Origin of the sequence: Streptomyces sp. NPDC085460, from assembly GCF_044541975.1 — a bacterium.
In the GTDB taxonomy this organism is placed as follows: domain Bacteria; phylum Actinomycetota; class Actinomycetes; order Streptomycetales; family Streptomycetaceae; genus Streptomyces.
Genome location: NZ_JBITTO010000004.1, coordinates 128,171 through 152,591, shown reverse-complemented (window position 1 = coordinate 152,591; position 24,421 = coordinate 128,171). Strand labels below are relative to the sequence as shown.

The 24,421-nt window shown below is 71.9% G+C and carries 18 protein-coding genes; 8 read left to right on the top strand and 10 right to left on the bottom strand.

Translation table 11 applies throughout. The features are described from left to right. Positions 1-318: 318 nt before the first annotated feature. Positions 319-1,140: a PaaX family transcriptional regulator C-terminal domain-containing protein gene (locus ACIGHB_RS11775; RefSeq protein ID WP_360320150.1), complete on the bottom strand. Its 822-nt coding sequence runs from the start codon at positions 1,138-1,140 to the stop codon at positions 319-321. A 9-nt stretch (positions 1,141-1,149) separates the two neighbouring features. Beyond that, positions 1,150-2,823, bottom strand: a complete 1,674-nt coding sequence (locus ACIGHB_RS11770; RefSeq protein ID WP_399911893.1) for an AMP-binding protein — start codon at positions 2,821-2,823, stop codon at positions 1,150-1,152. A gap of 492 nt (positions 2,824-3,315) precedes the next feature. Between ACIGHB_RS11770 and ACIGHB_RS11765 the strand changes: the two genes are divergently transcribed. After that, positions 3,316-4,872 carry an MFS transporter gene (locus ACIGHB_RS11765; protein WP_360320144.1) on the top strand — a complete coding sequence of 519 codons (1,557 nt, stop codon included), beginning with the start codon at positions 3,316-3,318 and terminating at the stop codon, positions 4,870-4,872. Between the two features lie 23 nt (positions 4,873-4,895). Here ACIGHB_RS11765 and ACIGHB_RS11760 read toward each other — a convergent pair whose 3' ends face one another. The 6 genes from ACIGHB_RS11760 to ACIGHB_RS11735 all read right to left on the bottom strand — a co-directional run bounded on the left by ACIGHB_RS11760 (position 4,896) and on the right by ACIGHB_RS11735 (position 12,618). Then, positions 4,896-7,400: an Hsp70 family protein gene (locus tag ACIGHB_RS11760; RefSeq protein WP_399911889.1), complete on the bottom strand. Its 2,505-nt coding sequence runs from the start codon at positions 7,398-7,400 to the stop codon at positions 4,896-4,898. Between the two features lie 62 nt (positions 7,401-7,462). Further along, the gene (grpE, locus tag ACIGHB_RS11755) at positions 7,463-8,131 is read right to left on the bottom strand and encodes a nucleotide exchange factor GrpE (RefSeq protein WP_399911886.1); all 669 of its coding nucleotides are present in this window, start codon (positions 8,129-8,131) and stop codon (positions 7,463-7,465) included. After that, positions 8,128-8,421, bottom strand: coding sequence for a hypothetical protein (locus tag ACIGHB_RS11750; protein WP_360320135.1), 294 nt, complete (start codon positions 8,419-8,421; stop codon positions 8,128-8,130). The genes grpE and ACIGHB_RS11750 overlap by 4 nt, the downstream gene beginning before the upstream one ends. Continuing rightward, positions 8,418-10,415: a hypothetical protein gene (locus tag ACIGHB_RS11745; RefSeq protein WP_399911881.1), complete on the bottom strand. Its 1,998-nt coding sequence runs from the start codon at positions 10,413-10,415 to the stop codon at positions 8,418-8,420. Before ACIGHB_RS11745 ends, ACIGHB_RS11750 begins: the two co-directional genes overlap by 4 nt. 220 nt (positions 10,416-10,635) lie before the next feature. Continuing rightward, on the bottom strand, positions 10,636-12,165 hold the full coding sequence (locus tag ACIGHB_RS11740; protein ID WP_360309372.1) for a UDP-N-acetylglucosamine 1-carboxyvinyltransferase: 1,530 nt from the start codon (positions 12,163-12,165) through the stop codon (positions 10,636-10,638). 96 nt (positions 12,166-12,261) lie between these two features. Continuing rightward, positions 12,262-12,618 (bottom strand): VOC family protein, encoded by a 357-nt coding sequence (locus tag ACIGHB_RS11735; RefSeq protein ID WP_360309370.1) that lies wholly within the window; start codon positions 12,616-12,618, stop codon positions 12,262-12,264. Between the two features lie 373 nt (positions 12,619-12,991). On the opposite strand from ACIGHB_RS11735, the gene acnA reads away from it, so the two are divergent. Beyond that, on the top strand, positions 12,992-15,706 hold the full coding sequence (acnA, locus tag ACIGHB_RS11730) for an aconitate hydratase AcnA (protein WP_399911878.1): 2,715 nt from the start codon (positions 12,992-12,994) through the stop codon (positions 15,704-15,706). 92 nt (positions 15,707-15,798) lie between these two features. On the opposite strand, the gene ACIGHB_RS11725 is transcribed toward acnA, so the two are convergent. After that, the gene (locus tag ACIGHB_RS11725; protein ID WP_399911875.1) at positions 15,799-16,311 is read right to left on the bottom strand and encodes a MarR family winged helix-turn-helix transcriptional regulator; all 513 of its coding nucleotides are present in this window, start codon (positions 16,309-16,311) and stop codon (positions 15,799-15,801) included. Between the two features lie 98 nt (positions 16,312-16,409). On the opposite strand from ACIGHB_RS11725, the gene ACIGHB_RS11720 reads away from it, so the two are divergent. Then, a complete protein-coding gene (locus ACIGHB_RS11720; RefSeq protein WP_399911872.1) occupies positions 16,410-17,075 on the top strand; it encodes an FMN-dependent NADH-azoreductase in 666 nt (221 codons plus the stop codon). Positions 17,076-17,181: 106 nt separating this feature from the next. Further along, positions 17,182-17,970, top strand: coding sequence for an SDR family NAD(P)-dependent oxidoreductase (locus ACIGHB_RS11715; RefSeq protein ID WP_399911869.1), 789 nt, complete (start codon positions 17,182-17,184; stop codon positions 17,968-17,970). 88 nt (positions 17,971-18,058) lie between these two features. Here the strand turns inward: ACIGHB_RS11715 and ACIGHB_RS11710 are convergent, their stop codons facing one another. Beyond that, positions 18,059-19,003 (bottom strand): FG-GAP repeat domain-containing protein, encoded by a 945-nt coding sequence (locus tag ACIGHB_RS11710; RefSeq protein WP_399911865.1) that lies wholly within the window; start codon positions 19,001-19,003, stop codon positions 18,059-18,061. Positions 19,004-19,528: 525 nt separating this feature from the next. Between ACIGHB_RS11710 and ngcE the strand changes: the two genes are divergently transcribed. The 4 genes from ngcE (at position 19,529) to ACIGHB_RS11690 (ending at position 24,321) form a co-directional block, all read left to right on the top strand. Beyond that, complete coding sequence (gene ngcE / locus ACIGHB_RS11705) at positions 19,529-20,977, top strand: N-acetylglucosamine/diacetylchitobiose ABC transporter substrate-binding protein (RefSeq protein WP_360309358.1); 1,449 nt, start codon at positions 19,529-19,531, stop codon at positions 20,975-20,977. A 102-nt stretch (positions 20,978-21,079) separates the two neighbouring features. Beyond that, complete coding sequence (locus ACIGHB_RS11700) at positions 21,080-22,009, top strand: sugar ABC transporter permease (RefSeq protein ID WP_360309356.1); 930 nt, start codon at positions 21,080-21,082, stop codon at positions 22,007-22,009. After that, a complete protein-coding gene (locus ACIGHB_RS11695; RefSeq protein WP_360309354.1) occupies positions 22,009-22,941 on the top strand; it encodes a carbohydrate ABC transporter permease in 933 nt (310 codons plus the stop codon). The genes ACIGHB_RS11700 and ACIGHB_RS11695 overlap by 1 nt, the downstream gene beginning before the upstream one ends. A 159-nt stretch (positions 22,942-23,100) precedes the next feature. After that, positions 23,101-24,321: an ROK family protein gene (locus tag ACIGHB_RS11690; protein ID WP_399911860.1), complete on the top strand. Its 1,221-nt coding sequence runs from the start codon at positions 23,101-23,103 to the stop codon at positions 24,319-24,321. Positions 24,322-24,421: the final 100 nt, after the last annotated feature.

The window sequence follows — 24,421 nt, the reverse complement described above, 5'->3', positions numbered from 1 at the left end:
CCCGAGACGTCCTGGTTTCAACCATAGAGGGGGGTCGATTACCGGCCACAGAGACCCCCCTCCCGAGGTTCCGGGACCCTCTTCCCGACCGCGCGGGACCGGGGTCCCGGCGGGGGAGGGACGCAGGTCCCCCTTCACGGTGGGATCCCGGATATTGGATCCAGGATCCAGAATTTTGGATCACGGATCCTGGATCACGGATCACGGATCACGGATCACGGATCCAGAATTCTGGATCCGAGGCCCTGGACCCTTGGATGCCGCCGTGGCGATGCCCTCGGACGCCCGGGGCCCCGTGGCGCCCCCACGACCGGCTCCCTACAGGTCCTTCTCCACCGCCCGGACGTACTCCGCGCCCCGCTCCCACAGCAGCGCGTGCAGCTCCGCGAAGACCTCCGCCGACCTCCGGCCCGGCCATCCGGCGGGCAGCAGCTCGGCCGGCAGCACCGGGTCGGCGTAGGGCAGCCGGCGCCAGGCGTCCAGGGTGAGCAGGTAGTCGCGGTAGGCGTCCTCCACGGTGCCGGGCGCCGCCCGCCAGGCCGCGAGGACCGGCTCGTGACCGGCCAGGAACTCCTCGTGCAGCCGGGCGATCGCGGGCAGGTCCCACCAGCGGGCGACCGCCTCCGCCGTCGCCGTGTATCCCAGGTGCTCGCCGCGGAAGAAGTCCACGTACGGGGAGAGCTCAAGGCGTTCCAGGGCGTTGCGGGTCTCCTCGTACAGCCGGGCCGGCGCGATCCACACGCCCGGTGCCGCCGAACCGAAACCGAGCCGGCCGAGCCGGGAGCGCAGCAGGTGCCGCTTGTGCCGCTCCTGCTCCGGGACCGAGAAGACGGCCAGGACCCAGCCGTCCGCCAGGGACGGCTCCGTACGGGCGTAGATCCGCCGGTCACCGTCCTCCAGGAGCCGCCGGGCGTCGTCGGAGAGCGCGTACCCGGCCGAGCCGTCGGGGGTGCGGCGGGCGAGCAGCAGCCCGCGCCGCTTCAGCCGGGACACCGAGGAACGTACCGAGGGCGCGTCCACGCCGACCGCCGCGAGCAGCCGGATCAGCGCGGCGACCGGCATCGGCGTCTCCTCGGACGGTCGGCCGTAGGCGCCGTAGAGCGAGACGATCAGGGAACGGGGGGTGTGCTGCTCGGCCACGTGATCACTTTAGGCCGTGCGGGGTGGACCGGCGGCTCCGGCCGGGGCGGGCCCCGGGCCCGACCCGTCGCGCAGCAGGTGGCGCTGGAGCTTGCCCGTGGCGGTACGGGGCAGCGCGTCGACGAAGACGACCGCCCGGGGGCACTTGTACGGGGCGAGCCTGGCGCGGACGAAGGAGCGCAGCGCGGCCCCGGTGGCGGCGTCGCGCGGCACCCCCTTCCGGACCACCGCGTAGGCGACGACGGCCTCGCCGCGCACCGGGTCCGGGCGGCCGACGACCGCCGTCTCGACCACGTCCGGATGGGTGAGCAGGACCTCCTCCACCTGGGCGCCGGCGATGGTGTGCCCGGCCGAGATGATCATGTCGTCGGCGCGGGACACGTAGCGGAAGCGGCCGCCCGGCTCGCGGACGTACCGGTCGCCGGTGAGGTTCCAGCCGTGGCGGACGTACTCCGTCTGCCGGCCGTCGGCCAGATAGCGGCAGCCGACCGGGCCGCGGACGGCCAGCAGTCCCTCGCACCCGTCCGGCACCGGCCGCCCGTCCGGGCCCAGGACGGCGGCCTGCCAGCCGGGCACCGGCCGGCCGGTGGTGCCCGGGCCGCTGTCGGCGTCGGCCCCCGCGACGAAGATGTGCAGCAGTTCGGTGGCACCGATGCCGTTGATCAGCCGGAGGCCGGTCCTGGCGTACCAGGCGGTCCACACCGCGTCGGGCAGGTGCTCGCCGGCCGAGACGCAGCGCCGCAGCGAGGAGAGGTCGGCGCCGGAGCCGCCGTCGAGCAGGCGGAGCATCATCCGGTAGACGGCGGGGCCGCTGAAGAGCACCGAGACCCGGTGCCGGCCGATCTCCGCGAGCAGCTGCTGCGGCCCGGCCCGGTCCAGCAGCACGGTGCTGGCGCCGGCCCGCAGCGGGAACACGAGGAGCCCGCCGAGGCCGAAGGTGAAGGCGAGCTGCGGGGAGCCGGCGAAGACGTCGTCGGGGCGGGGCCGCAGGACGTGCGCGGAGAACGTGTCGGCGACGGCCAGGACGTCCCGGTGGAAGTGGACGCACCCCTTGGGGCGGCCGGTGGTGCCGGAGGTGAAGGCGATCAGGGCCACGTCGTCGGCGGCGGTGTCGGCCGCCCGGTAGGGGTCGGGGGACCGGCGGGCGGCGAGGGCGAGGAGGTCGTCGCGCCCCTCACCGCCGTACGGGACGACCGTCAGGCCCGGCACGCGGGCGGCCAGCAGCTCGTCGAGGGAGTCCGCCGCGCAGAGCGCCAGCGAGCAGGCGGCCGTCCCGGCGGCGAAGGCGAGCTCGGCGGCCCGCTGTTCCGGCGGGACGGAGACGGCTATCCCGCCTGCCTTCACCACGGCGAGCCAGCAGGCGGCGAGCCAGGGCGTGGTCGGCCCGCGCAGCAGGACCCGGTTGCCGGGCCGCAGTCCCAGGTCCCCGGTGAGCACATGGGCGATCCGGTCCACGTGCCCGCGCAGCTCGCCGTAGGTCCAGGTGCCGCCCTCCCCGTCGTGGAAGGCGGGCCGTCCGGCGCCGAACCGTTCGGTCGTGGCGTCGAGGAGTTCGGCGGCGCAGTTGAGCCGTTCGGGGTAGGCGAGGCCGGGCAGGCCGAAGACCAGCCGGGGCCACTGGGCGGCGGGCGGCAGCCGTTCCCGGGCGAAGCCGTCGACGTGTCCTGAGGGGGTCAGCCGCACGGTCCCGGCCCTCCGTCCCCGGCCCGTGGGCCGCCTCCCTGACGTATCGCGCGTATCCCGCGGGTGAGCGGAGCAGCCGGTCCGGGCCACCGGGAAACCGGTCGGCCGCGCCACCGGGAAGAGGCCGGGCCGCGACGCGACGGGGTCACCGCACCACCTGGTCCGGTCCGGAGAAGGCGACCGGGACGCCCGAGGGCGTCGGAGAGAGCCCACATGACCGCATTCTGACCCGAATCGGACCGGAGTACCCGGTGTACGGAGCGGCAGGGCGCCCGGGAGGCGGGGGCCGGGGGCCGGGGGGCCACGGCGTACGTACCGGAGCGGGGCCGTACCGAACTGGGCCCCGCCCGGCTCCGGATGGTGTCAGGTCACGCCGGACGGGGGGCCGTGCTTGATCGACTGGTCGCCACCGGGGGCCGGGCTTAGGGTCGAAAGGTGGACCGACCGGCCCACGGCTCCTGAGGTGAGGGCGCGGCGCGCCATGAACGAATCATGAGCAGCACACCGAAGCCGAAGACTCCGGCGGTGGACCCGAATTCCACCAAGGCGGGCGACGGCAAGGGCATCGCACTCTTCGTGATCGCCTCCTGCCAGCTGATGGTCGTCCTCGACATCACCATCGTCAACATCGCACTGCCCGACATCCAGCGCTCGTTGGACTTCTCGACGACAAGCCTGGCCTGGGTGGTCAACGCCTACACGCTGACCTTCGGCGGCCTCCTCCTGCTGGGCGGCCGCGCGGGCGACATCCTCGGCAGGCGCAGGGTCTTCATCTTCGGCGTCCTGCTCTTCGGACTCGCCTCCCTGCTCTGCGGATTGGCGCAGAGCGAGTGGCAACTCCTCGCGGCCCGCGCTCTCCAGGGCGTCGGCGGTGCCATCTCGTCACCGACGTCCCTGGCCCTCATCACCTCGAACTTCGACGAAGGACCCGAGCGCAACCGGGCCTTCGGAGTTTTCGCGGGCGTCTCGGCGGGCGGCGGCGCGATCGGCCTGGTCGCCGGCGGCATGCTGGTGGAGTGGCTCGACTGGCGCTGGATCTTCTTCGTGAACGTGCCCATCGCCGTGGTCATCGCCCTCCTGACGCCCCGTCACGTCAAGGAGTCCGAGCGGCATCCCGGCCACTTCGACCTCGCCGGCGCGCTGACGGCCACCCTCGGCATGGTCGCCCTCGTGTACGGCTTCATCCGTGCCGCCCAGGAGGGCTGGCGTGATGTGCTCACGATCGGCTCGTTCGTCGCGGCGGTGGTGCTCCTCACGGCGTTCATCCTGATCGAGCGCCGCTCGCAACAGCCCATCACACCCCTGCACATGTTCGCCGACCGCAACCGCTCGGGCACCTACGCGATCATGCTCTGCCTCGCGGCGGCGATCTTCGGGATGTTCTTCTTCCTGACCCTGTTCGTCCAACAGGTCCTGGACTTCAGCCCGTTGCGCACGGGCCTCGCCTTCCTGCCGGTCAGCGCGATCATCGCGGTGGGCGCGGGCCTGACCTCCAGCCTGCTGCCCCGCTACGGTCCGAAGCCCTTCATGGTGACGGGTTCGCTCCTCGCCGCGGCGGGACTCGCCTGGCTGACGCTCACCGACGTGCACTCGACCTACAGCGGCAGCATCCTCGGGCCGATCCTCGTCTTCGGCCTCGGCATGGGCCTGATGTTCGTCTCGCTGACCATCATGGCGCTGTCCAACGTCGAACAGCGGGAGGCCGGCGCCGCCTCGGGCATCCTCAACGCGACCCAGCAGGTGGGTGGTTCACTGGGCCTGTCGATCCTCGTCACCGTCTTCGGCACGTACAGCCGGAACGAGGCCGAGGTGCAGGTGCCCGCCTTCCTCGCCGAGGCGGGCCCCCTGGAGAAGGCCGAGTTCGGCCGCACCGGCGAACTCCCCCCGCCCTACGCCGACCAGGTCCTCACCTCCGGCGTCTCCGCGGGCTTCGTCACGGCGGCGATCTTCGCCGTCGTCGCCGCCCTGATCGCCCTCTTCGTCATCGAGACCCGCGCCTCCGACCTCGAACGCCTCAAGGGCGGCGGGGTGATGCCGGGCGGCGGATAGCAGCAGTCCCCCTGGCGAGCGTCCTACCGCTGCGACGGCAGGACGCTCGTCGGCGCCGTGAGGTCCCGGTCCTCCGCGAACTGCCCCCGGCCCTGCTCGCCGAGGCGGCCGAGGCGGACCAGCTGGGTGTCCCGGGCGGCGCGGTCGCCGCGGGCCATCGCCCCTCGCAGGGCGTCCCGGGCGGCGAGGACCTCCGTGCGCAGCGTGGCGGGGTAGGAGTTCTGCTCGGCGAAGCGGATGGCGTAGAGCGCGGTGCGCACCGCCGGGTCGATGCCGGGCCACAGGGCCTCCACCCGCTCCGTAGCCTCCCGCATGGCGGGGACGTCCATGGCGTCGCGGGCCTCCTTCACCGCCTCGCCCGCCCTCCGCAGGTCCTCCAGGAGCTCGGCGGCCAGCAGCCCGCGCCCGCCCCGCGAGATGATCCGCGCCCCCGCCTGGGCGCTCCGGGCGCGCGTGCACAGGTCCAGGGTGTCGCGGGCGGTGTCGAGGAACCCGTCGAGGGACCCGCTCACGGGCTCGCCCCGGCCGAGGGCCGCGAGGTCGTCCGTGATCTCGGTGAGCGCGTCGCGCTCGGCGTGGGTCAGCTCCTGCCTCCAGGTGTCCAGGAACTCGGCGTAACCGGCCCGGAGCGCCGCAGCCTTCCGGCCGACGGAGGCGGAGACCATGCTGCGCCGCAGCGCGGCGCCGTGCTCCTCGCCGGAGCCGATGCGGTACTTGAGGGCGATGGTCCGGTCGGCGTCGAGCCGCACGTACAGGGTCAGCGGCAGGTCGCCCCGCAGCCCCTCGGGCTGCTCGTGGAGGAACCCGCCGCAGAAGTCGTTGCGCTGGGCGGAGCGCAGGTGCTGCCCCTCCCAGAGGTTGAACCGCACGGACGTGCCGCGGTCGCTGCGGATCGCGAGGTCGTCCACCCGGTGCCACTCGGTCGGGTACGGGGTGCCCCCGGGGAACAGCACCTTCACCGTGCCGTCCTGGAGCTCGATCCCGATGTGCTGCGCGGTGATCTGCTCCGGCAGCGCGGTCCCGAAGTCGCTGCCGCAGTTCGAACAGCCGCTGAGACCGGGCGCGTTGACCATGCCGCAGCCGGGGCACTTCAGACCACCGGTGTCCAGGGGCGCGTCGCAGTCCCCGCACACGGTCGCGGTCGCCGGGTTGTCGTCCCGGCCGCACTCCCCGCAGGTGACGAGGGTGACGGTCGGGGCGGCCGCGCGCAGCCCGGACAGGTCCGTGGCGCACACCGGGCAGGCGGCGGTGGACTGCGGGTCCGGCACGTGACAGCCCGGACAGTCGACCGTGGCCGCGCCGAGCAGCGGGGTGGCGCAGGCAGGGCATGCGTCGGCGGCGACGGGGATGCGCTCGGCGGTGCAGGCGGCCGACGGGCAGTCCAGCACGTCGAGGAGACCGGCCTCCACGGCGGCGCCGTGGGCGACGGCCGTCATCGGGTCCACCGCGTCCGACACCGTCGCCGCGCCGAAGAGCTCCTGGAGCTCGCGCCGGACGGCCGGCACCAGGGTGGAGCCGCCGACCAGCAGGACCCGCTGGACGTCCTCGGGCATCGCGCTGTAGTCGGTGAGGACCGTCTCGACCGTCTCCCGCATCCGGCGCAGGTGGTCGCCGATGAGCTCCTCGAAGTCGGCCCGCCGTACCGTCCCGGACCAGGAGCCGCCCTGCCGTCCCAGCGGGGAGAGGACCACCTCGGAGGCGTCCTGCCCGGACAGTTCGATCTTCGCGCGCTCGGCGGCGGCGCGGATGCGGTGGGCGTCGCCGTCCCCGTCGTGGTCCCGCCCGTCGAACCGCTCCCGCAGGTGCCCGTCGAGCAGCGCGTCGAAGTCGGCCCCGCCGAGGAGGTTGTCCCCGCCGAGCCCGGCCACCGAGAAGTGGCCAGGGCCGAGCGTCAGGAGCGACACGTCGAAGGTGCCGCCGCCCAGGTCGAAGACGAGCACCGTGGCGTACTCCTTGAGCCCGTCCTCGCCCGTCCTGACCCCGAACGCGTGGGCGGCGGCGGTCGGTTCCTGCACGATCCGCGCCACATGGAACCCGGCGAGCCGGCCGGCCTCGCGCACCGCCGCGAACTGTGGCTCGGCGAAGTACGCGGGGACGGTGATCACCGCGCGCCGGAACGGCACGCCCGCCGCGTCCTCGGCGTCCTTCCTGAGCCGCCGCAGCAGCACGGCCGAGACCTGCACGGGGGAGAGCCAGTGCGTGCCGAGCCGCACCTGCACCGAGCCGTCGGGACCCTCCCGTACGGCCGGCGCGTCGGCGGGCCGGGTCTTCAGCGCCTTCTGGACGAGCTCGTCGTCCCAGCGCCGCCCGATCAGCCGCTTCACCTCCGTGATCACCGAACCGGGCTCTGCGGAACGCCAGTTGAGCGCCTCCTGCCCGACGAGCAGGGTGCCGAGGGGGTCGACGCCGACGGCCGACGGGGTGGCCTGGCCGCCGTCGCGGTTGCGCAGGACGACGGGGACGCCGTCACGCATCCACGCGGCGACGGAGTTGGTGGTGCCGAGATCGATGCCGAGGGTCCGGTGCATGAGGGGTGCTTCCTGATCGTCGAGGCGGAGGCGGGGGAGATGCAGGCAGGTGCCGTACGGAGTCAGCCGGCGCGACGGGGACGCCGTGCCCGCCGTACCGACGGCTTGCGGAGCAGCCGCCGCTGCGCGCGGGTGGTGCGCCGCGGCTGAGCCCGTACGGAATCGGAGACGGGATCGAGGTCGGGATCGGTTTCGGCCTCGGAGGCGGGTACGTGATCCGGTCCGGGTCCGGGTACGGGTCCGGGTACGGGCTCCGGCGCGGGGCCCGGCACCGAGACGACCACCTGCGCCGGCCGGAGGGTGGCGGAACCCCGCCGGAAGCCGGTGAGCTTCTCCCGCAGCACGGTGCCGTCCGGACGGCCCGGGTGCGGCTCCGTACCGACCACCCGCATCTCCGCCGGGTCGAGGGCCCGCCCCACCACGTCCATCGGACGCACGTCGTGCCGCTCGAACTCGACCCGCAGCATCAGATGGGCCGCCTCGATCTGCTCGCCCAGCGCGAGGGCCGCCGAGGCCGTCTCGCGCGCGGACCGCGCCTCGTACAGGACACCGGCCCGCAGGCGGGTGTCGGCGAGGACGTCGTCCAGCGACAGCAGCGAGCCCAGCAGGGCCTGGAGCCGGGCCTCCGCCTCCTCGCGCTTCTCGGACAGGGCGGCGACCCTGCGGCGCAGCTTGTCGAGCTCGGACGGCGGGCCGCCGGCGTCAGGGGGGAGGGGACCGGGACCGGTCACGAGCGCTCCTCGGGATCAGGGACGGGGTCGGGTTCGGGGTGCGGCAGGTTCGGGGTGAGCAGCTCGGCGACGAGCGCGTCGACGGGCGTGCGGGAGTTCTGGTTGGCCCGGTGGACGAGCGCGTGCCGGACCGGGTCCTTCCGGGCCGCGGCGGCCGACAGCTCGGGCGCGGCCCGTCTGCGCAGGTCCACGGGCCGGGTGCCGAGCGGCGCGTCGGGCAGCAGCTCGTGGAGCGTGGGGCCGAACCAGGGGAGCGCGGGCGGCGCGTCGCCGGCGCTGTCGTCGTTCACCAGAGGGCGTCCTGTCCGGAGTCGGAACCGGCGCCGGAGGAACCGGTGTCGGGGGAGCGGGTGTCGGTGGAGCCAGAATCGCCGGCGCGAGGACCGGCAGCGCGGGGGCCTGCGGGCCCCTGCCTGAAGAGCTGCGCCCCCGCCGACTGCCCGGCGCGGACCCCTTCGGCGCACGCGCGGTCGCGCAGCGCGCCGGCCGTGTCCCCGGCCTGCTCCCTGGCCCGCGCCCGGCACCGGTAGGCGAGGTGCACGAGCCGGTCGAGGGCCGGGTCGGCTCCGGTCCGGATCCGGCCCCGGAGGAACAGTCCGATGACGTCCGACCAGGCCGCCTCCGCCTGGAGGTGGAGGGCGAGGCGGAGCACCGCCTCGTCGGCGAGCCCGCCGAGCCCGCCCCCGCCCCCGCTTCCGGCCTCCCCGCTCCCGGCCCCGGCCCCGCCCCCGTCCCCAGCCCGGCTCGGGAGCGACGCCGCCACCGCCAGCAGCTCGGCCCGGCGTTCCGCTTCGGCGCGGCGGGCCGCGACGGCGCCGCGGTCCCGGGCGGCGGCGATCTCCTGGGCGACCCGCCGTTCCAGCTCGGCGCGGCGCTCCCGCCCGGTGCCGCGGAGCGGGATCTCCGTACCGACGCGCCCGGCCGCGTCGACGAGGAGGGTCGCGAGCCGGTCGTCGACGCGCTCCGCGTCGTACGACCCCGCCGGGCTCTCCAGGTGGAGCAGCGCGCGGACGGCGCCCCGGGCCTCGTCCGTGCGCCCCCGCACGGCGGCGGTCACGGCGTGCTCCGTGTAGTGGTTCTCCAGCCACCGACGGGCCGCCGCGTCGCCCGCGTGGCGGCCGAGCAGCCGCCGCACCTCGTCGGCCGGGATCGGATCCCCCCGGTACGTGCCCCGGTTCGCCCGGTCCAGGTTCGCCCGTAACCGCTCGTCGAGGCCCGCGAGGCCCGCGAGGGCGTCCCGGTCGCCCGGGGACACGGCCAGGGCGCGCGCGTACCGCCTCCGGCTCTCGGCGGGGTCGGTGTCGGCGGTCCGCGCCGCCTGCTGGACCAGTTCGGCGGTCAGTTCGGCGGCCAGGTGGGTGTCCAGGGGCAGGAGGGCGAGGGCCTGTTCGAGCCCGTCGATGCGTACGAGGGGGGAGTAGTCGCGCCCGGTACGGCTCCGGCCCACGTTCTTCCCCGCCCGCAGGACGTCCGCCCGCTCCTCGGCCCCGAGGGTGAGCCCGAGCCGTACGGCGGCGCCGAAGTCGGCCAGCGCCTCGCCCCAGGCGCCGGCCCGCACCCGCTCCCGGCCCCGCTCGCCGAGGGCCCGGCGCAGGAAGGGCGCGCAGGCCCGGTGCCCGGGGGCGTCCCCGGTCCAGGCGCCGACGTCGGGGTGGCGGGCGGCGTAGACGGCGAGGAGGTCGGCACCGTGCCCGTGGTGGGCGAGCTGCCGGGCGGCCTCTTCGAGCGGGATGAGGGCGTGCGGCCCGGCGTCCGTGGGCACGTCGTCGACGAAGACCGCGCCGATCCGGCACTCCGCCTCCCACGCCGTGTGCCAGGCGGAGAGGGCGTCCCGCCCGGCCCGCGCGTCCTGCGCGCGCAGCAGCTCGGCGATCCGCCCGCGCAACCGCGCCTGCCCCTGCTCCCACAGCTCGTCGGGAACGGGCGTGCCCCGCCGCGCGCCGAGCAGCTCACGGAAGCCGCCCAGGTCCTCCTCCTCCAGGAGGTACGCCCACAGCACGATCACCACCGCCGCGGTGCCCGCGTCGGTGTGCCGCCCCTCGCGGGCGAGCTCGCGGAGGCCGCTCACCGCGAGGAAGTGGACGATCCCGGTCTCCGCCCCGTACGGCGCGTCCGGGCACCGCCGTACCGCCTCCCGCCAGTTCCCGGCCCGCGCGGCCAGCGCGCCGAGGAGCACGTCGTACCGCACCCTGGCCGGATCCCCGTCGGGCACCCCGAACTCGTGCCGCAGCCGCTGCAACAGCGGCCGCACGACATCGAACTCGGCCCGCAGAAACGCCCCCACGGCGTCATCCAGCAACGACTCCGCCGTGACGTCCGCACCCGGACCTCCGCCCGGACCCCCGCCCCGCTCCACTCGCACGCGCGTAGCCCCCTCGCTCCCCCGGCGCAGCAAGAACCACCGTAGGCAGGCGTGTTGGCGAGGTCAACGCACGCCGCGCGGGCCCCGGCGCGCCGGACGGCGGCGGCAGGGCCCGCGCGGAGGGGGCTCGGGCGGAGGGGCCTCAGATGTCCCGGAAGATCTCGATCTGCGCCCCGATCGAGTTCAGTCGCTCCGCCAGGTCCTCGTAACCGCGGTTGATGACGTACACGTTGCGCAGGACCGAGGTGCCCTCGGCGGCCATCATCGCGAGGAGGACGACGACGGCGGGGCGGAGGGCGGGCGGGCACATCATCTCGGCGGCGCGCCAGCGGGTGGGGCCCTCCACCAGGACGCGGTGGGGGTCCAGGAGCTGGAGGCGGCCGCCGAGGCGGTTGAGGTCGGTGAGGTAGATGGCGCGGTTGTCGTAGACCCAGTCGTGGATGAGGGTCTGGCCCTGGGCGGTGGCCGCGATCGCCGCGAAGAAGGGGACGTTGTCGATGTTGAGGCCCGGGAAGGGCATCGGGTGGATCTTGTCGATCGGCGCCTCCAGCTTGGAGGGGCGGACCGTCAGGTCGACCAGGCGGGTGCGGCCGTTGTCGGCCGGGTACTCGGCGGAGCGGTCGTGGTCGAGGCCCATCTCCTCCAGGACCGCGAGCTCGATCTCCAGGAACTCGATCGGCACCCGGCGGATGGTCAGCTCGGACTCGGTGACGACGGCGGCGGCGAGGAGGCTCATCGCCTCGACCGGGTCCTCGGAGGGGGAGTAGTCGACGTCGACGTCGATCTCCGGGATGCCGTGGACGGTGAGGGTGGTGGTGCCGACGCCGTCGACCCGTACGCCGAGGGCCTCCAGGAAGAAGCAGAGGTCCTGGACCATGTAGTTGGAGGAGGCGTTGCGGATGACGGTGACGCCGTCGTGGCGGGCGGCGGCGAGCAGCGCGTTCTCGGTCACGGTGTCGCCGCGCTCGGTCAGCACGATCGGGCGGTCCGGGGCCACCGCCTTCTCCACCTGCGCGTGGTAGAGGCCCTCGGTGGCGGTGATGTCCAGGCCGAAGCGGCGCAGCGCGATCATGTGCGGCTCGATCGTGCGCGTACCGAGGTCGCAGCCGCCGGCGTACGGCAGCCGGAAGCGGTCCATGCGGTGCAGCAGCGGGCCGAGGAACATGATGATGGAGCGGGTGCGGATGGCGGCCTCGGCGTCGATGGCCTCCATGTCCAGCTCGGCCGGCGGCACGATCTCCAGGTCCACGCCGTCGTTGATCCAGCGGGTGCGGACGCCGATGGAGTTGAGGACTTCGAGGAGGCGGAAGACCTCCTCGATGCGCGCCACCCGGCGCAGCACCGTGCGGCCCTTGTTGAGGAGGGTGGCGCAGAGCAGGGCGACGCAGGCGTTCTTGCTGGTCTTGACGTCGATGGAGCCGGAGAGCCGGCGGCGGCCGACGACGCGGAGGTGCATGGGTCCGGCGTAGCCCAGGGACACGATCTCGCTGTCGAGCGCCTCGCCGATGCGGGCGATCATCTCCAGGCTGATGTTCTGGTTGCCGCGCTCGATGCGGTTGACCGCGCTCTGGCTGGTGGCCAGGGCCTCGGCGAGCTGCGTCTGGGTCCAGCCGCGATGCTGCCGCGCGTCACGGATGAGCTTGCCGATGCGTACGAGGTAGTCGTCTGCCATGGCGTCACGTTATCTCAGATATGAGATGTGTCGATCACTGGGGTACGGCAAACGGGTGACGTGTCGTTACGTATGGGGTCTTATGCCCGGTTCGGCTTACGTCGGCAGGTCGAGCGCCGTGGGGTGGCGCGGCTCGTACAGCGGCAGCTCCGTGCCGCTCGGCAGCCGTACCGCCGCGAGCAGGCCCCATCCCTGGTCGGTGATGGCCCGTGAGATCTCCGCGCCCTTGTCCTCCAGAGCGGTGAGGGTACGGGTGAGGTCCTCGCACATCAGGTAGACCTCGTGCTTCGGCTCGTCCTCCGTCGGGTGCACCGCGACCTCGGCCGGCGGCAGCCGGAACACCAGCCAGCCCCGCCCGGCGTCCACGTGCGGGAAGCCGACGACGTCCCGGAGGAAGGCCCGGTCGGCCTCCGCGTCGCGGGTGTACAGGATGACGTGCGCGCCGGTGAACATGCCCCGATCGTCGGCCCGCCCCCGGAGCCCGGCAACGCGTGCGCCGCCGGAAGGGTGGGCGGCGCGGGCGGTTGGCGTGGGTGGTGCCGGCGGGCGGGGTGGCGTGGGTGGTGCGGCCGGGGCGGTGTGGGCCGGTGTTCTTCCGGGTGTACGCGCGCGTGTCGGGGGCGCCACACCGGATCGCGGGGTGCCCAGGCATGACCGATCGGCGGGGATGCACTAGAGTTATCTCGACATCGAGATAACTGCTTACGGCGCACCGTGGCCGCCTGAACGGTAAGGGTTACCTAACTTAGCCTTACCTTAGCGGATCGGCGAGGAGCCGTGGCGGCAGCATGACGGTAGTACGCGCACATTGATGAAGGAGACTGTCGTGTCGGCGAACAGCTTCGACGCCCGCAGCACGCTGCGCGTGGGCGACGAGTCGTACGAGATCTTCAAGCTGGACAAGGTCGAGGGCTCCGCGCGCCTCCCTTACAGCCTGAAGGTCCTCCTGGAGAACCTGCTCCGCACCGAGGACGGCGCGAACATCACCGCCGACCACATCCGCGCGCTCGGCAACTGGGACTCGCAGGCCCAGCCGAGCCAGGAGATCCAGTTCACGCCGGCGCGCGTGATCATGCAGGACTTCACCGGTGTGCCCTGTGTCGTCGACCTCGCCACCATGCGCGAGGCCGTCGCGGCGCTCGGCGGCGACCCGGCGAAGATCAACCCGCTCTCCCCGGCCGAGATGGTCATCGACCACTCCGTCATCGCCGACAAGTTCGGCACCAACGACGCGTTCGCGCAGAACGTCGAGCTGGAGTACGGCCGCAACAAGGAGCGCTACCAGTTCCTGCGCTGGGGCCAGACCGCCTTCGACGACTTCAAGGTCGTCCCGCCGGGCACCGGCATCGTCCACCAGGTGAACATCGAGCACCTGGCCCGCACCGTCATGGTCCGCAACGGCCAGGCGTACCCGGACACCCTCGTCGGCACCGACTCCCACACCACCATGGTCAACGGCCTCGGTGTGCTCGGCTGGGGCGTCGGCGGCATCGAGGCCGAGGCCGCCATGCTCGGCCAGCCGGTCTCCATGCTGATCCCGCGCGTCGTCGGCTTCAAGCTGACCGGCGAGCTGCCGACCGGCACCACCGCCACCGACCTCGTCCTCACGATCACCGAGATGCTGCGCAAGCACGGCGTCGTCGGCAAGATCGTCGAGTTCTACGGCGAGGGCGTCGCCGCCACCTCGCTGGCGAACCGCGCCACCATCGGCAACATGTCGCCGGAGTTCGGCTCCACCGCCGCGATGTTCCCGATCGACGGCGAGACCCTGAACTACCTCAAGCTCACCGGCCGCTCCGCGCAGCAGGTCGCGCTCGTCGAGGCGTACGCCAAGGAGCAGGGCCTCTGGCTGGACCCGAAGGCCGAGCCGGACTTCTCCGAGAAGCTGGAGCTCGACCTCTCCACGGTCGTCCCGTCCATCGCCGGCCCGAAGCGCCCGCAGGACCGCATCGTCCTCGCGAACGCCGCCGCGCAGTTCGCCCAGGACGTGCGCAACTACGTCGACTCGGTCGACGAGGCGGGCCAGGAGTCCTTCCCGGCCTCCGACGCCCCGGCCGTCTCCAGCTCGGTCCCGTCGAACCCGGTCGAGGTCACCGCCCCCGACGGCTCGACCTACACCCTCGACCACGGTGCGGTGACGGTCGCGGCCATCACCTCCTGCACCAACACGTCGAACCCGTACGTCATGGTCGCCGCCGCGCTCGTCGCGAAGAAGGCCGTGGAGAAGGGCCTGACCCGCAAGCCGTGGGTCAAGACCACCCTCGCCCCGGGCTCGAAGGTCGTCACCGACTACTTCGACAAGGCGGGTCTCACCCCGTACCTCGACAAGGTCGGCTTCAACCTCGTCGGCTACGGCTGCACCACCTGCATCGGCAACTCCGGCCCGCTGCCGGAGGAGGTCTCCAAGGCGGTCAACGAGCACGACCTGGCCGTGACCTCGGTCCTCTCGGGCAACCGCAACTTCGAGGGCCGCATCAACCCCGACGTCAAGATGAACTACCTGGCCTCCCCGCCGCTGGTCGTCGCGTACGCCCTCGCGGGCTCCATGAAGGTGGACATCACCAAGGACGCGCTCGGCGTCGACACCGAGGGCAACCCGGTCTTCCTCAAGGACATCTGGCCCTCCGAGGCCGAGGTCAACGACGTCGTCGCCAACGCCATCGGCGAGGACATGTTCGCCAAGTCCTACCAGGACGTCTTCGCCGGCGACGCCCAGTGGCAGGCGCTGTCGATCCCGACCGGCAACACCTTCGAGTGGGACGCCGAGTCGACCTACGTCCGCAAGCCCCCGTACTTCGAGGGCATGACGATGGAGACCACCCCGGTCAAGGACATCACGGGCGCCCGCGTGCTCGCGAAGCTCGGCGACTCGGTCACCACCGACCACATCTCCCCGGCCGGCGCCATCAAGGCCGACACCCCGGCCGGCAAGTACCTCACCGAGCACGGTGTGGAGCGTCGTGACTTCAACTCCTACGGCTCGCGCCGAGGCAACCACGAGGTCATGATCCGCGGCACCTTCGCCAACATCCGCCTGCGCAACCAGATCGCGCCGGGCACCGAGGGCGGCTTCACCCGCGACTTCACCCAGGCCGACGGTCCCGTGTCGTTCATCTACGACGCCTCGCAGAACTACCAGGCCGCCGGCATCCCGCTGGTCATCCTGGGCGGCAAGGAGTACGGCTCCGGTTCGTCCCGCGACTGGGCCGCCAAGGGCACCGCGCTCCTCGGCGTCAAGGCCGTCATCACCGAGTCGTACGAGCGCATCCACCGCTCGAACCTCATCGGCATGGGCGTCCTCCCGCTCCAGTTCCCGGCCGGCCAGTCGGCCGACTCGCTCGGCCTGACCGGCGAGGAGACCTTCTCCATCGCGGGCATCACCGAGCTGAACGAGGGCACCACCCCCAGCACGGTGAAGGTCACCACCGACACCGGTGTCGAGTTCGACGCGGTCGTCCGCATCGACACCCCCGGCGAGGCGGACTACTACCGCAACGGCGGCATCATGCAGTACGTGCTCCGCAACCTGATCCGCGGCTAAGGGTCAGCGCAACGGAACGAGCCCCGCTCCTCGTCACGAGGAGCGGGGCTCGCCTGTTCCCACGGGTCCTGCGCGGCCGGGTGCGGCGGCCGTCACGCCTGCCGGGGGGCGCAGGCGTCGTCGTACGCCCGGCCGTCCTCGATCCGTGTGACCGGGGCGCCGACGAGTCGGCCCAGGACGGTGCGCAGTGCCTGACGGGCCGCCGGCTCCAGGTCGGAGAGCAGGCTGTCCTCGATCGCCCGGACGTCGTCTCGTGCGGCGTCGAGGACGCGCCGGCCGTCGTCGGTCGCCTCGACGATGCGGGCCCGGCGGTCCGCCGGGTCGGGCCGGCGGGCGACCAGTCCGGCCGCCTCCAGTTCGTCGAGGACGAGGACGAGCTTGCTCTTGTCGACGGAGACGGCCTGAGCGAGGGCGAGCTGGCTCCTCGTGGGCGCGTCGACGATCGCCATCAGCACCGTGTATCCCCACAGGGACAGGCCGTGCTCGCGGACGGCCGAGGTCTCCGCGGTGGCGAGGCCCTGCTTGAGCCGGGCGAAGAGCCAGTGCAGATCGCTGTGGAGCCGGGGGCCCGACGCCTGCTCGTCGGCGGGAGTGGTGAGGGACATGCCGGCAGAATAGCAACCGTTCGAAATCGTCTTGACTTGAGATTATCTCGAACTACTCTGGTCCCGACTTCAGATCGTCTTGCTCGGAAGGGACCGCTGTGCCGCAGCTCTTACATCTCGACGCCAGTGCCCGAAGCGACTCGTTCTCCAGGGAGCTCGGCGTCGCCTTCGCCGGCCACTGGAAGACAACCCACCCGGACGGCGTGTACACCTACCGCGACCTGGTGGCGGACCCGGTGCGGCCGATCGACGAGGCCCGCGTGCGGCTGTCCACCCTGTCGTCCCTGAACGGCGTCAAGGACCTCGCGGCGATGGACGGGGTGGCCGCCGCGCCCGAGCTCGCCGGGGCATGGGCCGAGACCCGCCCCCTCATCGAGGAGCTCATCGCGGCGGACGTCCTGGTCATCGGGACGCCCATGTACAACTTCACCGTGCCGGGAGCCCTCAAGACCTGGATGGACCGGGTGACCCTGCCGTGGATCCCGCTCGCCGGCAAGTCCGCCGTCGTCCTGAGCGCGCGCGGCGGCGCGTACGGCCCCGGAACCCCCCGTGAGCCGTTCGACTTCCAGGAGCCGTTCCTCCGCGCCTACTTCGCCGTGCTCGGACTCGACGACGTGGAGTTCGTGCACACCGAACTCACCCACGCGCCGGTCATGCCGTTCCTCGCGCGGTTCCGGGACGTCCACGAGGCATCGCGCGCGGCCGCGCTCGACCGGGTCAAGGCCCTGGCCACCCGCGTGCCCGCCGAGAACCCCGCCGCCTGAGACGCCGCCGCGGGGCGGAGCGGGCCCCTGTCCGCCGCCCCCGGACGTCCGCAGAAGACGCACGTTCGCAGAGCACGCACTGCCGCCAGAGAGGACACCCCGCACGATGGATACCGCACTCGAGGACCGCGTGGTCCTGGTCACCGGCGCCTCGACCGGTATCGGCGCCGCGACCGCCCGGGCGTACGCGCAGGAGGGCGCCCGGGTCGCCCTCACCTACCGCGACAACCCGGAGAAGGCCGGGAAGGTCGTCTCCGGGATCGAGGGCGCGGGAGGGCGGGCGCTCGCGGTCCGGCTCGACCTGGAGGACCTCGGCACCGTCGAGGAGGCCGTGAACACGGTCGTCGAGCAGTGGGGCGGGGTCGACGTCCTCGTCGCCAACGCCGTGCGCTGGGGCGGCGACGGCCCGCCGGACCCGAGCGTCCGCTTCGAGGACGTGCCGCTCGAGGAGTGGCAGGCCATGATCGGCGCCAACCTGATCGGAGCCGCCGCCCAGGTGCGGGCCGTCCTGCCGGGCATGCGCGCACGCGGCTGGGGCCGCATCGTCCTGATCTCCTCCAGCGTCGCCGAGGAGGGCGTGCCCGGCCCCGGCCCCTACGGGACGGCCAAGTCCGGGCTCTACGGGCTCGCCCGCAGCCTCGCCTGGGAGGCGGGCAGGGACGGCATCCTCGTCAACGTGGTGGCCCCCGGCTTCACGCTGACCGACAGCCGTCCGCCCCTTCCCGCGTTCATCACCGACAAGCTCGCCGCCGGCACGCCCACCCGCCGCCTCTCCGACGCGGACGACGTCGCCAGGCTGGTGCTGTTCCTCGGCTCGGGAGCCAACGGCAACCTCACGGGCGAGGTCGTCCGTGACGGCTCGTCGGCGGCCCGCGCCCCGCACGCCGGTCCCTGACCGACGCGCCCCGGAGCACCCCTGGAGAAGCGGGAAGGGCCCCGCTCCTCGTCGCGAGGAGCGGGGCCCTTCCGTCGTACGCGGTCGATCAGAACAGCGCGCGGAAGTTGTTCCAGCCCGACGTGCCGATCTTCATGCGGGTGCCGTACGGGGAGGACGAGCTGCCCCTGCCCTTGTACAGCCACAGCGCGCCGGCGCCGTCGCGGGCGACGAGGTCCGCGCGGCCGTCGCCGTCCAGGTCACCGGAGGAGAACAGGTGGTTGTACATGTTCCAGCCGCTGCCGACCCGGATCCGGGAGGAGAACGGCGCCCGGTAGTTGCCGGTGCCCTTGTACAGCCACAGGACGCCGCCCCGGTCACGGGCGACCACGTCGGCGCGGCCGTCGCCGGTCACGTCGCCCTTGCCCGCGATCTGGGTGTACGCGTTCCACCCGGAGCCGACGCGGTAGCGCTGGGTCAGGCCGGCGTTGCCGGTGCCCAGGTAGTGCCAGAGCACGCCGGCGCCGTCGCGGGCCAGGATGTCGTCCGGGCCGGCGCCGCCGGTGTTGCCGGCCGAGACGACCTTGTTGTAGATGTTCCAGCCGCCGCCGAGGTCGCGGACCGGGCCGTTGCTGGCGTGGTGCAGCCGACCGCCGCTGGTGACGGCGTACCAGCCGTCGGAGTGGTACGCGTTGCCCTCCAGGCGCCCGTCGGTGTCCGCCTGGTTCATGTGCTTGTAGCCCACCCAGCCCGTGCCGGCCTTGCCGGCGATGCGCTGGATGGTGCCGCCGCCGACGGGCGTGTAACCGATGACGTCGCCGTTGCTGTGCACGCCGAAGAGGTTGTTGTACTGCGTGCCGGAGGCCGCGGTCGCCGCGGCCGCGGTGGCGTTCCCGGAGCCCGTGGGCTGCGCCTGCTGCGCGGGCTTGAACGTCGGGCCGACCGGCTCCGCCGCCACCGCCGCCGTCGTGGTGCCCACCAGGGCGGCGGTCACCGCGGCGACCGTGACACGGGCGAGCACGCCCGTGCGGTTCAGGCCAGAAGTCTTGGCCACGTATATCTCCAGATCCATATCGAGAACGGGACAGTACGGACGGCCACCGAACTCGGCCCGGTTCGGCGGGATTTCCCCCGTTTCCGCCCGCCCGGCGGCGAGTCCGTACATGACAGGAAGACGGTGCTGGTGCCCGTGCGGTTCCAGCCATCCGCAACTTCCTTCGAGGGGGGTCCCGTTCGCCGGATTTCGCATGGACCATTCACCTTGTGAAGACACTCCGGAGGGATGGATTCCGCGCAGGCCGGGAAGTGTTCCGGCGGAAGGCCGGGAGAAAAGCCCGAGGTCTCAACTCGGGAAAGATGCCTGACGAATGCTGCTTTCGATCTTGCTCCCGTCGAGGGAAGTGGACTATACCTGTCGGCGTCCAGCCCGTCGGATCCTTCCGGCGACGGCCCGACGCCTGCACGACCCAGCTGCACCTGCTGCAAATGACCGCGGTGGCGGGGCCCTTCGCCGGTGGCGAGACGAAGTACGGGCGACCGGTACACCGCCTGAGTCCTGAATGAAGGCGAGGACTTGAGCATGGGATCCACCTCCGCCCACTCGAACGAGGGCGGCCTCGGCCGTCGTGATCTGATCAAGCGTTCCGCCGCTCTCGGTCTGGTCTCCGTCCCGGCCATGGGCTTCCTTTCCGCCTGCGCCAGCGGTGGCGGCGAGAGCAACGACAAGGTCGAGAAGGGCGTCAAGTCCGACAAGAACCCGCTCGCGGTGAATGAGTCGGCCGAGCTCGATTTCGTTCTCTTCGACGGCGGTTTCGGCCAGCAGTACGCGAAGGACGCGATCAAGCTCTACGAGCAGGCCCATCCGAAGGCCAAGGTCAAGTTCACCCCGACCCAGAAGATCACCACCGCGCTCCAGCCCCGCTTCAACGGCGGCACCCCGCCGGACCTCATCGACAACTCCGGTGCCGAGCAGATGGACATGGGCGTCCTCGTCGGCCAGAAGCAGCTGACCGACCTGACCCCGCTCCTGGACGCGCCCTCCGTCGACGACCCGAGCAAGAAGGTCCGCGACACCCTGCGCCCCGGCATCATCGAGATGGGCCAGTTCGACGGCGAGCCCTGCTGGATGCTCAACTACGCCTACACCGTCTACGGCGTGTGGTACTCGCAGAAGGCGCTCGACTCGCTCGACGCCGAGTACCCCGAGACCTGGGACCAGATGCTGGCCGTCTGCGAGAAGGCCAAGAAGAAGGGCATCGCGCCCTGGACGTACGCGGGCAAGCACCCGTACTACCTCCCCTTCTCGCTCTACCCGATGATCGGCAAGGTCGGCGGCCGCGAGGTCCTCGACGCCATCGACAACCTGGAACCGAAGGCGTGGGAACACCCCGCGGTCAAGGCGTGTTTCGAGGCGTACTTCGAGCTCTTCAAGAAGGGCTACATCCTCCAGGGCACCACCGGCCTCGACCACATCCAGTCGCAGACCGCCTGGACCGAGGGCAAGGCGCTGTTCCTCCCCAACGGCTCCTGGGTCGAGAACGAGGCCGCGCCGACGATGCCGGCCGACTTCGGCCTCGCCGTCTCCGCCCCGACCGGCCTGGACTCCTCCGACAAGATGCCGTTCGGCACCCTCTGGGCGGCCGGCGGCGAGCCCTTCATCGTCCCGGCGAAGGCGAAGAACCCCGAGGGCGCGATGGAGCAGCTGCGCATCATGCTCAGCGAGGCGTCCTCCAAGAACTTCACCCAGTCCGTGAAGTCGCTCAGCGCGCTCAACGGCGGCACCGACGGCATCGAGCTCTCCCCGGGCCTCAAGTCCGGTGTGGCGGCCCTGGAGAAGGCCGGCGCCAACGTGGTCAACCCCCGCCTCCAGGACTGGTACGTCGCGCTCCAGAAGGAGAAGATCGGCGTCGCCGGCATCGGCGAGATGATGGCCGGCCGCGCCACCCCCGCCGAGACGATCAAGAAGATCCAGAAGTTCGCCGACGAGGCGGCCAAGGACCCGAACATCAAGCACTACAAGCACCAGTGAGCAGTGCCGGGGCCCCTTCCCGCCGACCGGGAGCGGGCCCCGGCCCCTCGGCGCGCGGCGCCGCGGCGCGCGTCCTTCGCCGGAGATCGGGGTCGGTTCGGAATGCAGCACGGCAAGTACCGTTTCATCGTGGGGTTCCTGGCCGCACCCCTGGCGCTGTACGCGCTCTTCGTCATCTGGCCGTTCATCCAGTCCATCTACTACTCGCTCACGGACTGGACGGGACTGAGTCCCGAATTCGGGTTCGTCGGACTCGCCAACTACACCAGACTGTTCGAGGACGAGATCTTCTGGAAGTCGCTCCAGCACAGTCTGACCTTCGCCGTCGTCCTTCCCCTGGTGACGGTCGGATTCGCCCTCTTCCTGGCGTTCATGCTGAACGTGGGCGGGAAACGGCGGAAGGGCGCGGCGATCGCGGGCGTCCGCGGCTCCTCGTTCTACAAGATCGTCTATTTCTTCCCGCAGGTGCTGTCGATCGTCATCGTCGCGCTGCTCTTCCAGTTCGCGTACAACCCGAACAGCGGGGCGATCAATTCGTTCCTGAAGGCGATCGGGCTCGGCAGCATCCAGCCCGACTGGCTCGGTGACCCGAACCTCGCCCTGATCTGCGTGATGGTGGTCCTCGTCTGGTCCACGGTCGGATTCTTCGTGGTGCTCTTCTCGGCGGGCATGGCGTCCATTCCGCGCGATTTCTACGAGGCGGCCCTGCTCGACGGCGCCAGCCGCTTCACCACCTTCTTCAAGATCACCCTGCCGCTGCTCTGGGACACGGTGCAGTCGGGCTGGATCTACATGGGCATCCTCGCGCTCGGCGCGGAGTCCTTCGCGGTGGTGCAGATCATGACCGTCGGCCCCAGCGGCGGCGGGCCCGACTACTCGACCATCGTCATGCCGCTGTACGTGTACCAGAAGGCGTTCCGGGACGGTCAGGCCGCCTACGCCACGACCATCGGTGTCGCGCTCCTCCTCGTCACGCTCGCCTTCGCCGCGGTCGTGATGAAGCTGGGCCGGCGCGAGCGGCTGGAGTTCTGATGAAGACCACCGACACCCCGCCCACCGGGGACGCGACCATCCCCGCCCCCCGGCCCGGCCAGGACCCGGTGATCGCGAAGTCCGCGGCCCCCGTGAAGGAGAAGCGCGAGGGCGGCGTCCTCAACGTCTTCTCGCACGGCGTCCTGATCATCTGGGCGATCATGGTGGTGATGCCGCTGCTCTGGGCGGTGATGACCTCCTTCAAGACGGACCGGGCGATCTTCACCTCGCCGTGGTCGCTGCCGGACGCGCTGCACTTCGAGAACTGGTCGCGCGCCTGGACCCAGGCGCACATGAGCGAGTACTTCCTGAACACGATCGTGGTGGTCGGCGGCTCGCTCGTCGGCACCCTGCTGTTCGGCTCGATGGCGGCGTACGTGCTCGCCCGCTTCGAGTTCCCCGGGAACCGCTTCCTCTACTTCCTCTTCATCGGAGGGATGAGCTTCCCGATCATCCTGGCGCTGGTGCCGCTCTTCTACGTGATGCAGAACATGGCCCTGCTCAACACCCTGCACGGCCTGATCCTGGTCTACATCGCGTACTCGCTGCCCTTCACCGTCTTCTTCCTGACGGCGTTCTTCCGGACGCTGCCGACCTCGGTGGCGGAGGCGGCCTTCATCGACGGCGCCTCGCACACCCGCACCTTCTTCCAGGTGATGCTGCCGATGGCCCGGCCGGGCCTGATCAGCGTCGGCATCTTCAACTTCCTGGGGCAGTGGAACCAGTACCTGCTGCCGACCGTGCTCAACACCGACCCCGACAACAAGGTGCTCTCCCAGGGACTGGTGCAGCTCGCGGTCAGCCAGGGCTACAAGGGCGACTGGTCCGGGCTCTTCGCCGGCCTCGTGATGGCGATGCTGCCGGTGCTCGCCGCGTACATCGTCTTCCAGCGGCAGGTGGTGGCCGGTCTCACGGCCGGTGCCGTGAAGTAGGGCTGAAAGCGCTCCCAAGCCCCCGCGCGCCCGCGTGCGGGGGCTTTCGCGTGCCCGCCGCGCATCCCCTGGCCTCGCTCCGGGTCTTGACGGAAGCGAAGCGGAAAGCGTCCCCTTAGAGTTCACATGTTGGAGAAAACGGTGGGAGTGAGAGAGTCGATGGAGACTCCGGGGTCGCAGACGTCTCTGCACAGGGCCAATCTCGAACGAGTCGTCCGGGCGGTCCGGATGGCCGGTTCGCTGACCCAGGCGGAGATCGCCCGGTCGACGGGGCTGTCCGCCGCGACGGTCTCCAACATCGTGCGGGAGCTGAAGGACGGCGGCACGGTCGAGGTCACCCCCACCTCGGCGGGCGGCCGGCGGGCCCGCAGCGTCTCGCTCTCCGGCGACGCCGGCATCGTCATCGGCGTCGACTTCGGTCACACCCACCTGCGGGTCGCGGTCGGCAACCTCGCGCACCAGGTCCTCGCCGAGGATGCCGAGCCGCTCGACGTGGACGCCTCCGCGGCGGAGGGCTTCGACCGGGCGGAGCAGCTGGTCAACCGGCTCATCGTGGCCACCGGAATCGGCCGTGACAAGGTGATCGGCGTCGGCCTCGGCGTCCCCGGCCCCATCGACGTCTCCTCCGGGACGCTCGGCTCGACGTCGATCCTGCCGGGCTGGAGCGGCATCAACCCGGCCGAGGAGCTGTCCGCCCGTCTCGGGGTCCCCGTCCACGTCGACAACGACGCCAACCTCGGCGCGCTCGGCGAGCTGGTGTGGGGGAGCGGCCGGGGCGTCAAGGACCTGGCGTACATCAAGGTGGCGAGCGGCGTGGGCGCCGGCCTCGTGATCGACGGGCGGGTCTACCGGGGACCGGGCGGCACGGCCGGCGAGATCGGCCACATCACCCTGGACGAGTCGGGGCCGGTCTGCCGCTGCGGCAACCGGGGCTGCCTGGAGACCTTCACCGCCGCCCGGTACGTGCTGCCGCTGCTCCAGCCGAGCCACGGCCCCGACCTCACCATGGAGCGGGTGGTGCAGCTGGCCCGCGAGGGCGACCCCGGCTGCCGGCGGGTCATCGCCGACGTCGGGCGGCACATCGGCAGCGGTATCGCCAACCTTTGCAATCTCTTGAACCCGAGCCGGGTCGTGCTCGGCGGCGATCTCGCGGAGGCCGGCGAGCTGGTGCTCGCCCCGATCCGGGACTCGGTCGGCCGGTACGCCATCCCGAGCGCCGCGCGCCAGCTCTCCCTTGTGCAGGGCGCCCTCGGGGGCCGTGCGGAGGTGCTGGGGGCGCTGGCCCTGGTGCTCAGCGAGATGGGCGATTCGACGCTGCTCAGCGGGACAGAGGGGGCATTTCCGGCGGCCGCCCCCGCCTCCGTTCCTGCCTTCACTTAGAAAACGCTAACCACCGTTGTCATCTCGTTAAGTTTTCACTTCTTGACGACGGTGGTGCGGCCGAGTTGACTTCGTGGCACCTCGGCCGCACCGTCGCGGC

Excerpts from the sequence above, each read along its gene's own strand:
- ACIGHB_RS11765 (WP_360320144.1), top strand. The coding sequence starts at position 3,316 with ATGAGCAGCACACCGAAGCCGAAGACTCCGGCGGTGGACCCGAATTCC.
- ACIGHB_RS11760 (WP_399911889.1), bottom strand. The coding sequence starts at position 7,400 with ATGCACCGGACCCTCGGCATCGATCTCGGCACCACCAACTCCGTCGCC.
- ACIGHB_RS11690 (WP_399911860.1), top strand. The coding sequence starts at position 23,101 with ATGGAGACTCCGGGGTCGCAGACGTCTCTGCACAGGGCCAATCTCGAA.
- ACIGHB_RS11695 (WP_360309354.1), top strand. The coding sequence starts at position 22,009 with ATGAAGACCACCGACACCCCGCCCACCGGGGACGCGACCATCCCCGCC.
- ACIGHB_RS11740 (WP_360309372.1), bottom strand. The coding sequence starts at position 12,165 with ATGGCAGACGACTACCTCGTACGCATCGGCAAGCTCATCCGTGACGCG.
- ACIGHB_RS11725 (WP_399911875.1), bottom strand. The coding sequence starts at position 16,311 with ATGTCCCTCACCACTCCCGCCGACGAGCAGGCGTCGGGCCCCCGGCTC.
- ACIGHB_RS11715 (WP_399911869.1), top strand. The coding sequence starts at position 17,182 with ATGGATACCGCACTCGAGGACCGCGTGGTCCTGGTCACCGGCGCCTCG.
- ngcE (WP_360309358.1), top strand. The coding sequence starts at position 19,529 with ATGGGATCCACCTCCGCCCACTCGAACGAGGGCGGCCTCGGCCGTCGT.
- ACIGHB_RS11735 (WP_360309370.1), bottom strand. The coding sequence starts at position 12,618 with ATGTTCACCGGCGCGCACGTCATCCTGTACACCCGCGACGCGGAGGCC.
- ACIGHB_RS11700 (WP_360309356.1), top strand. The coding sequence starts at position 21,080 with ATGCAGCACGGCAAGTACCGTTTCATCGTGGGGTTCCTGGCCGCACCC.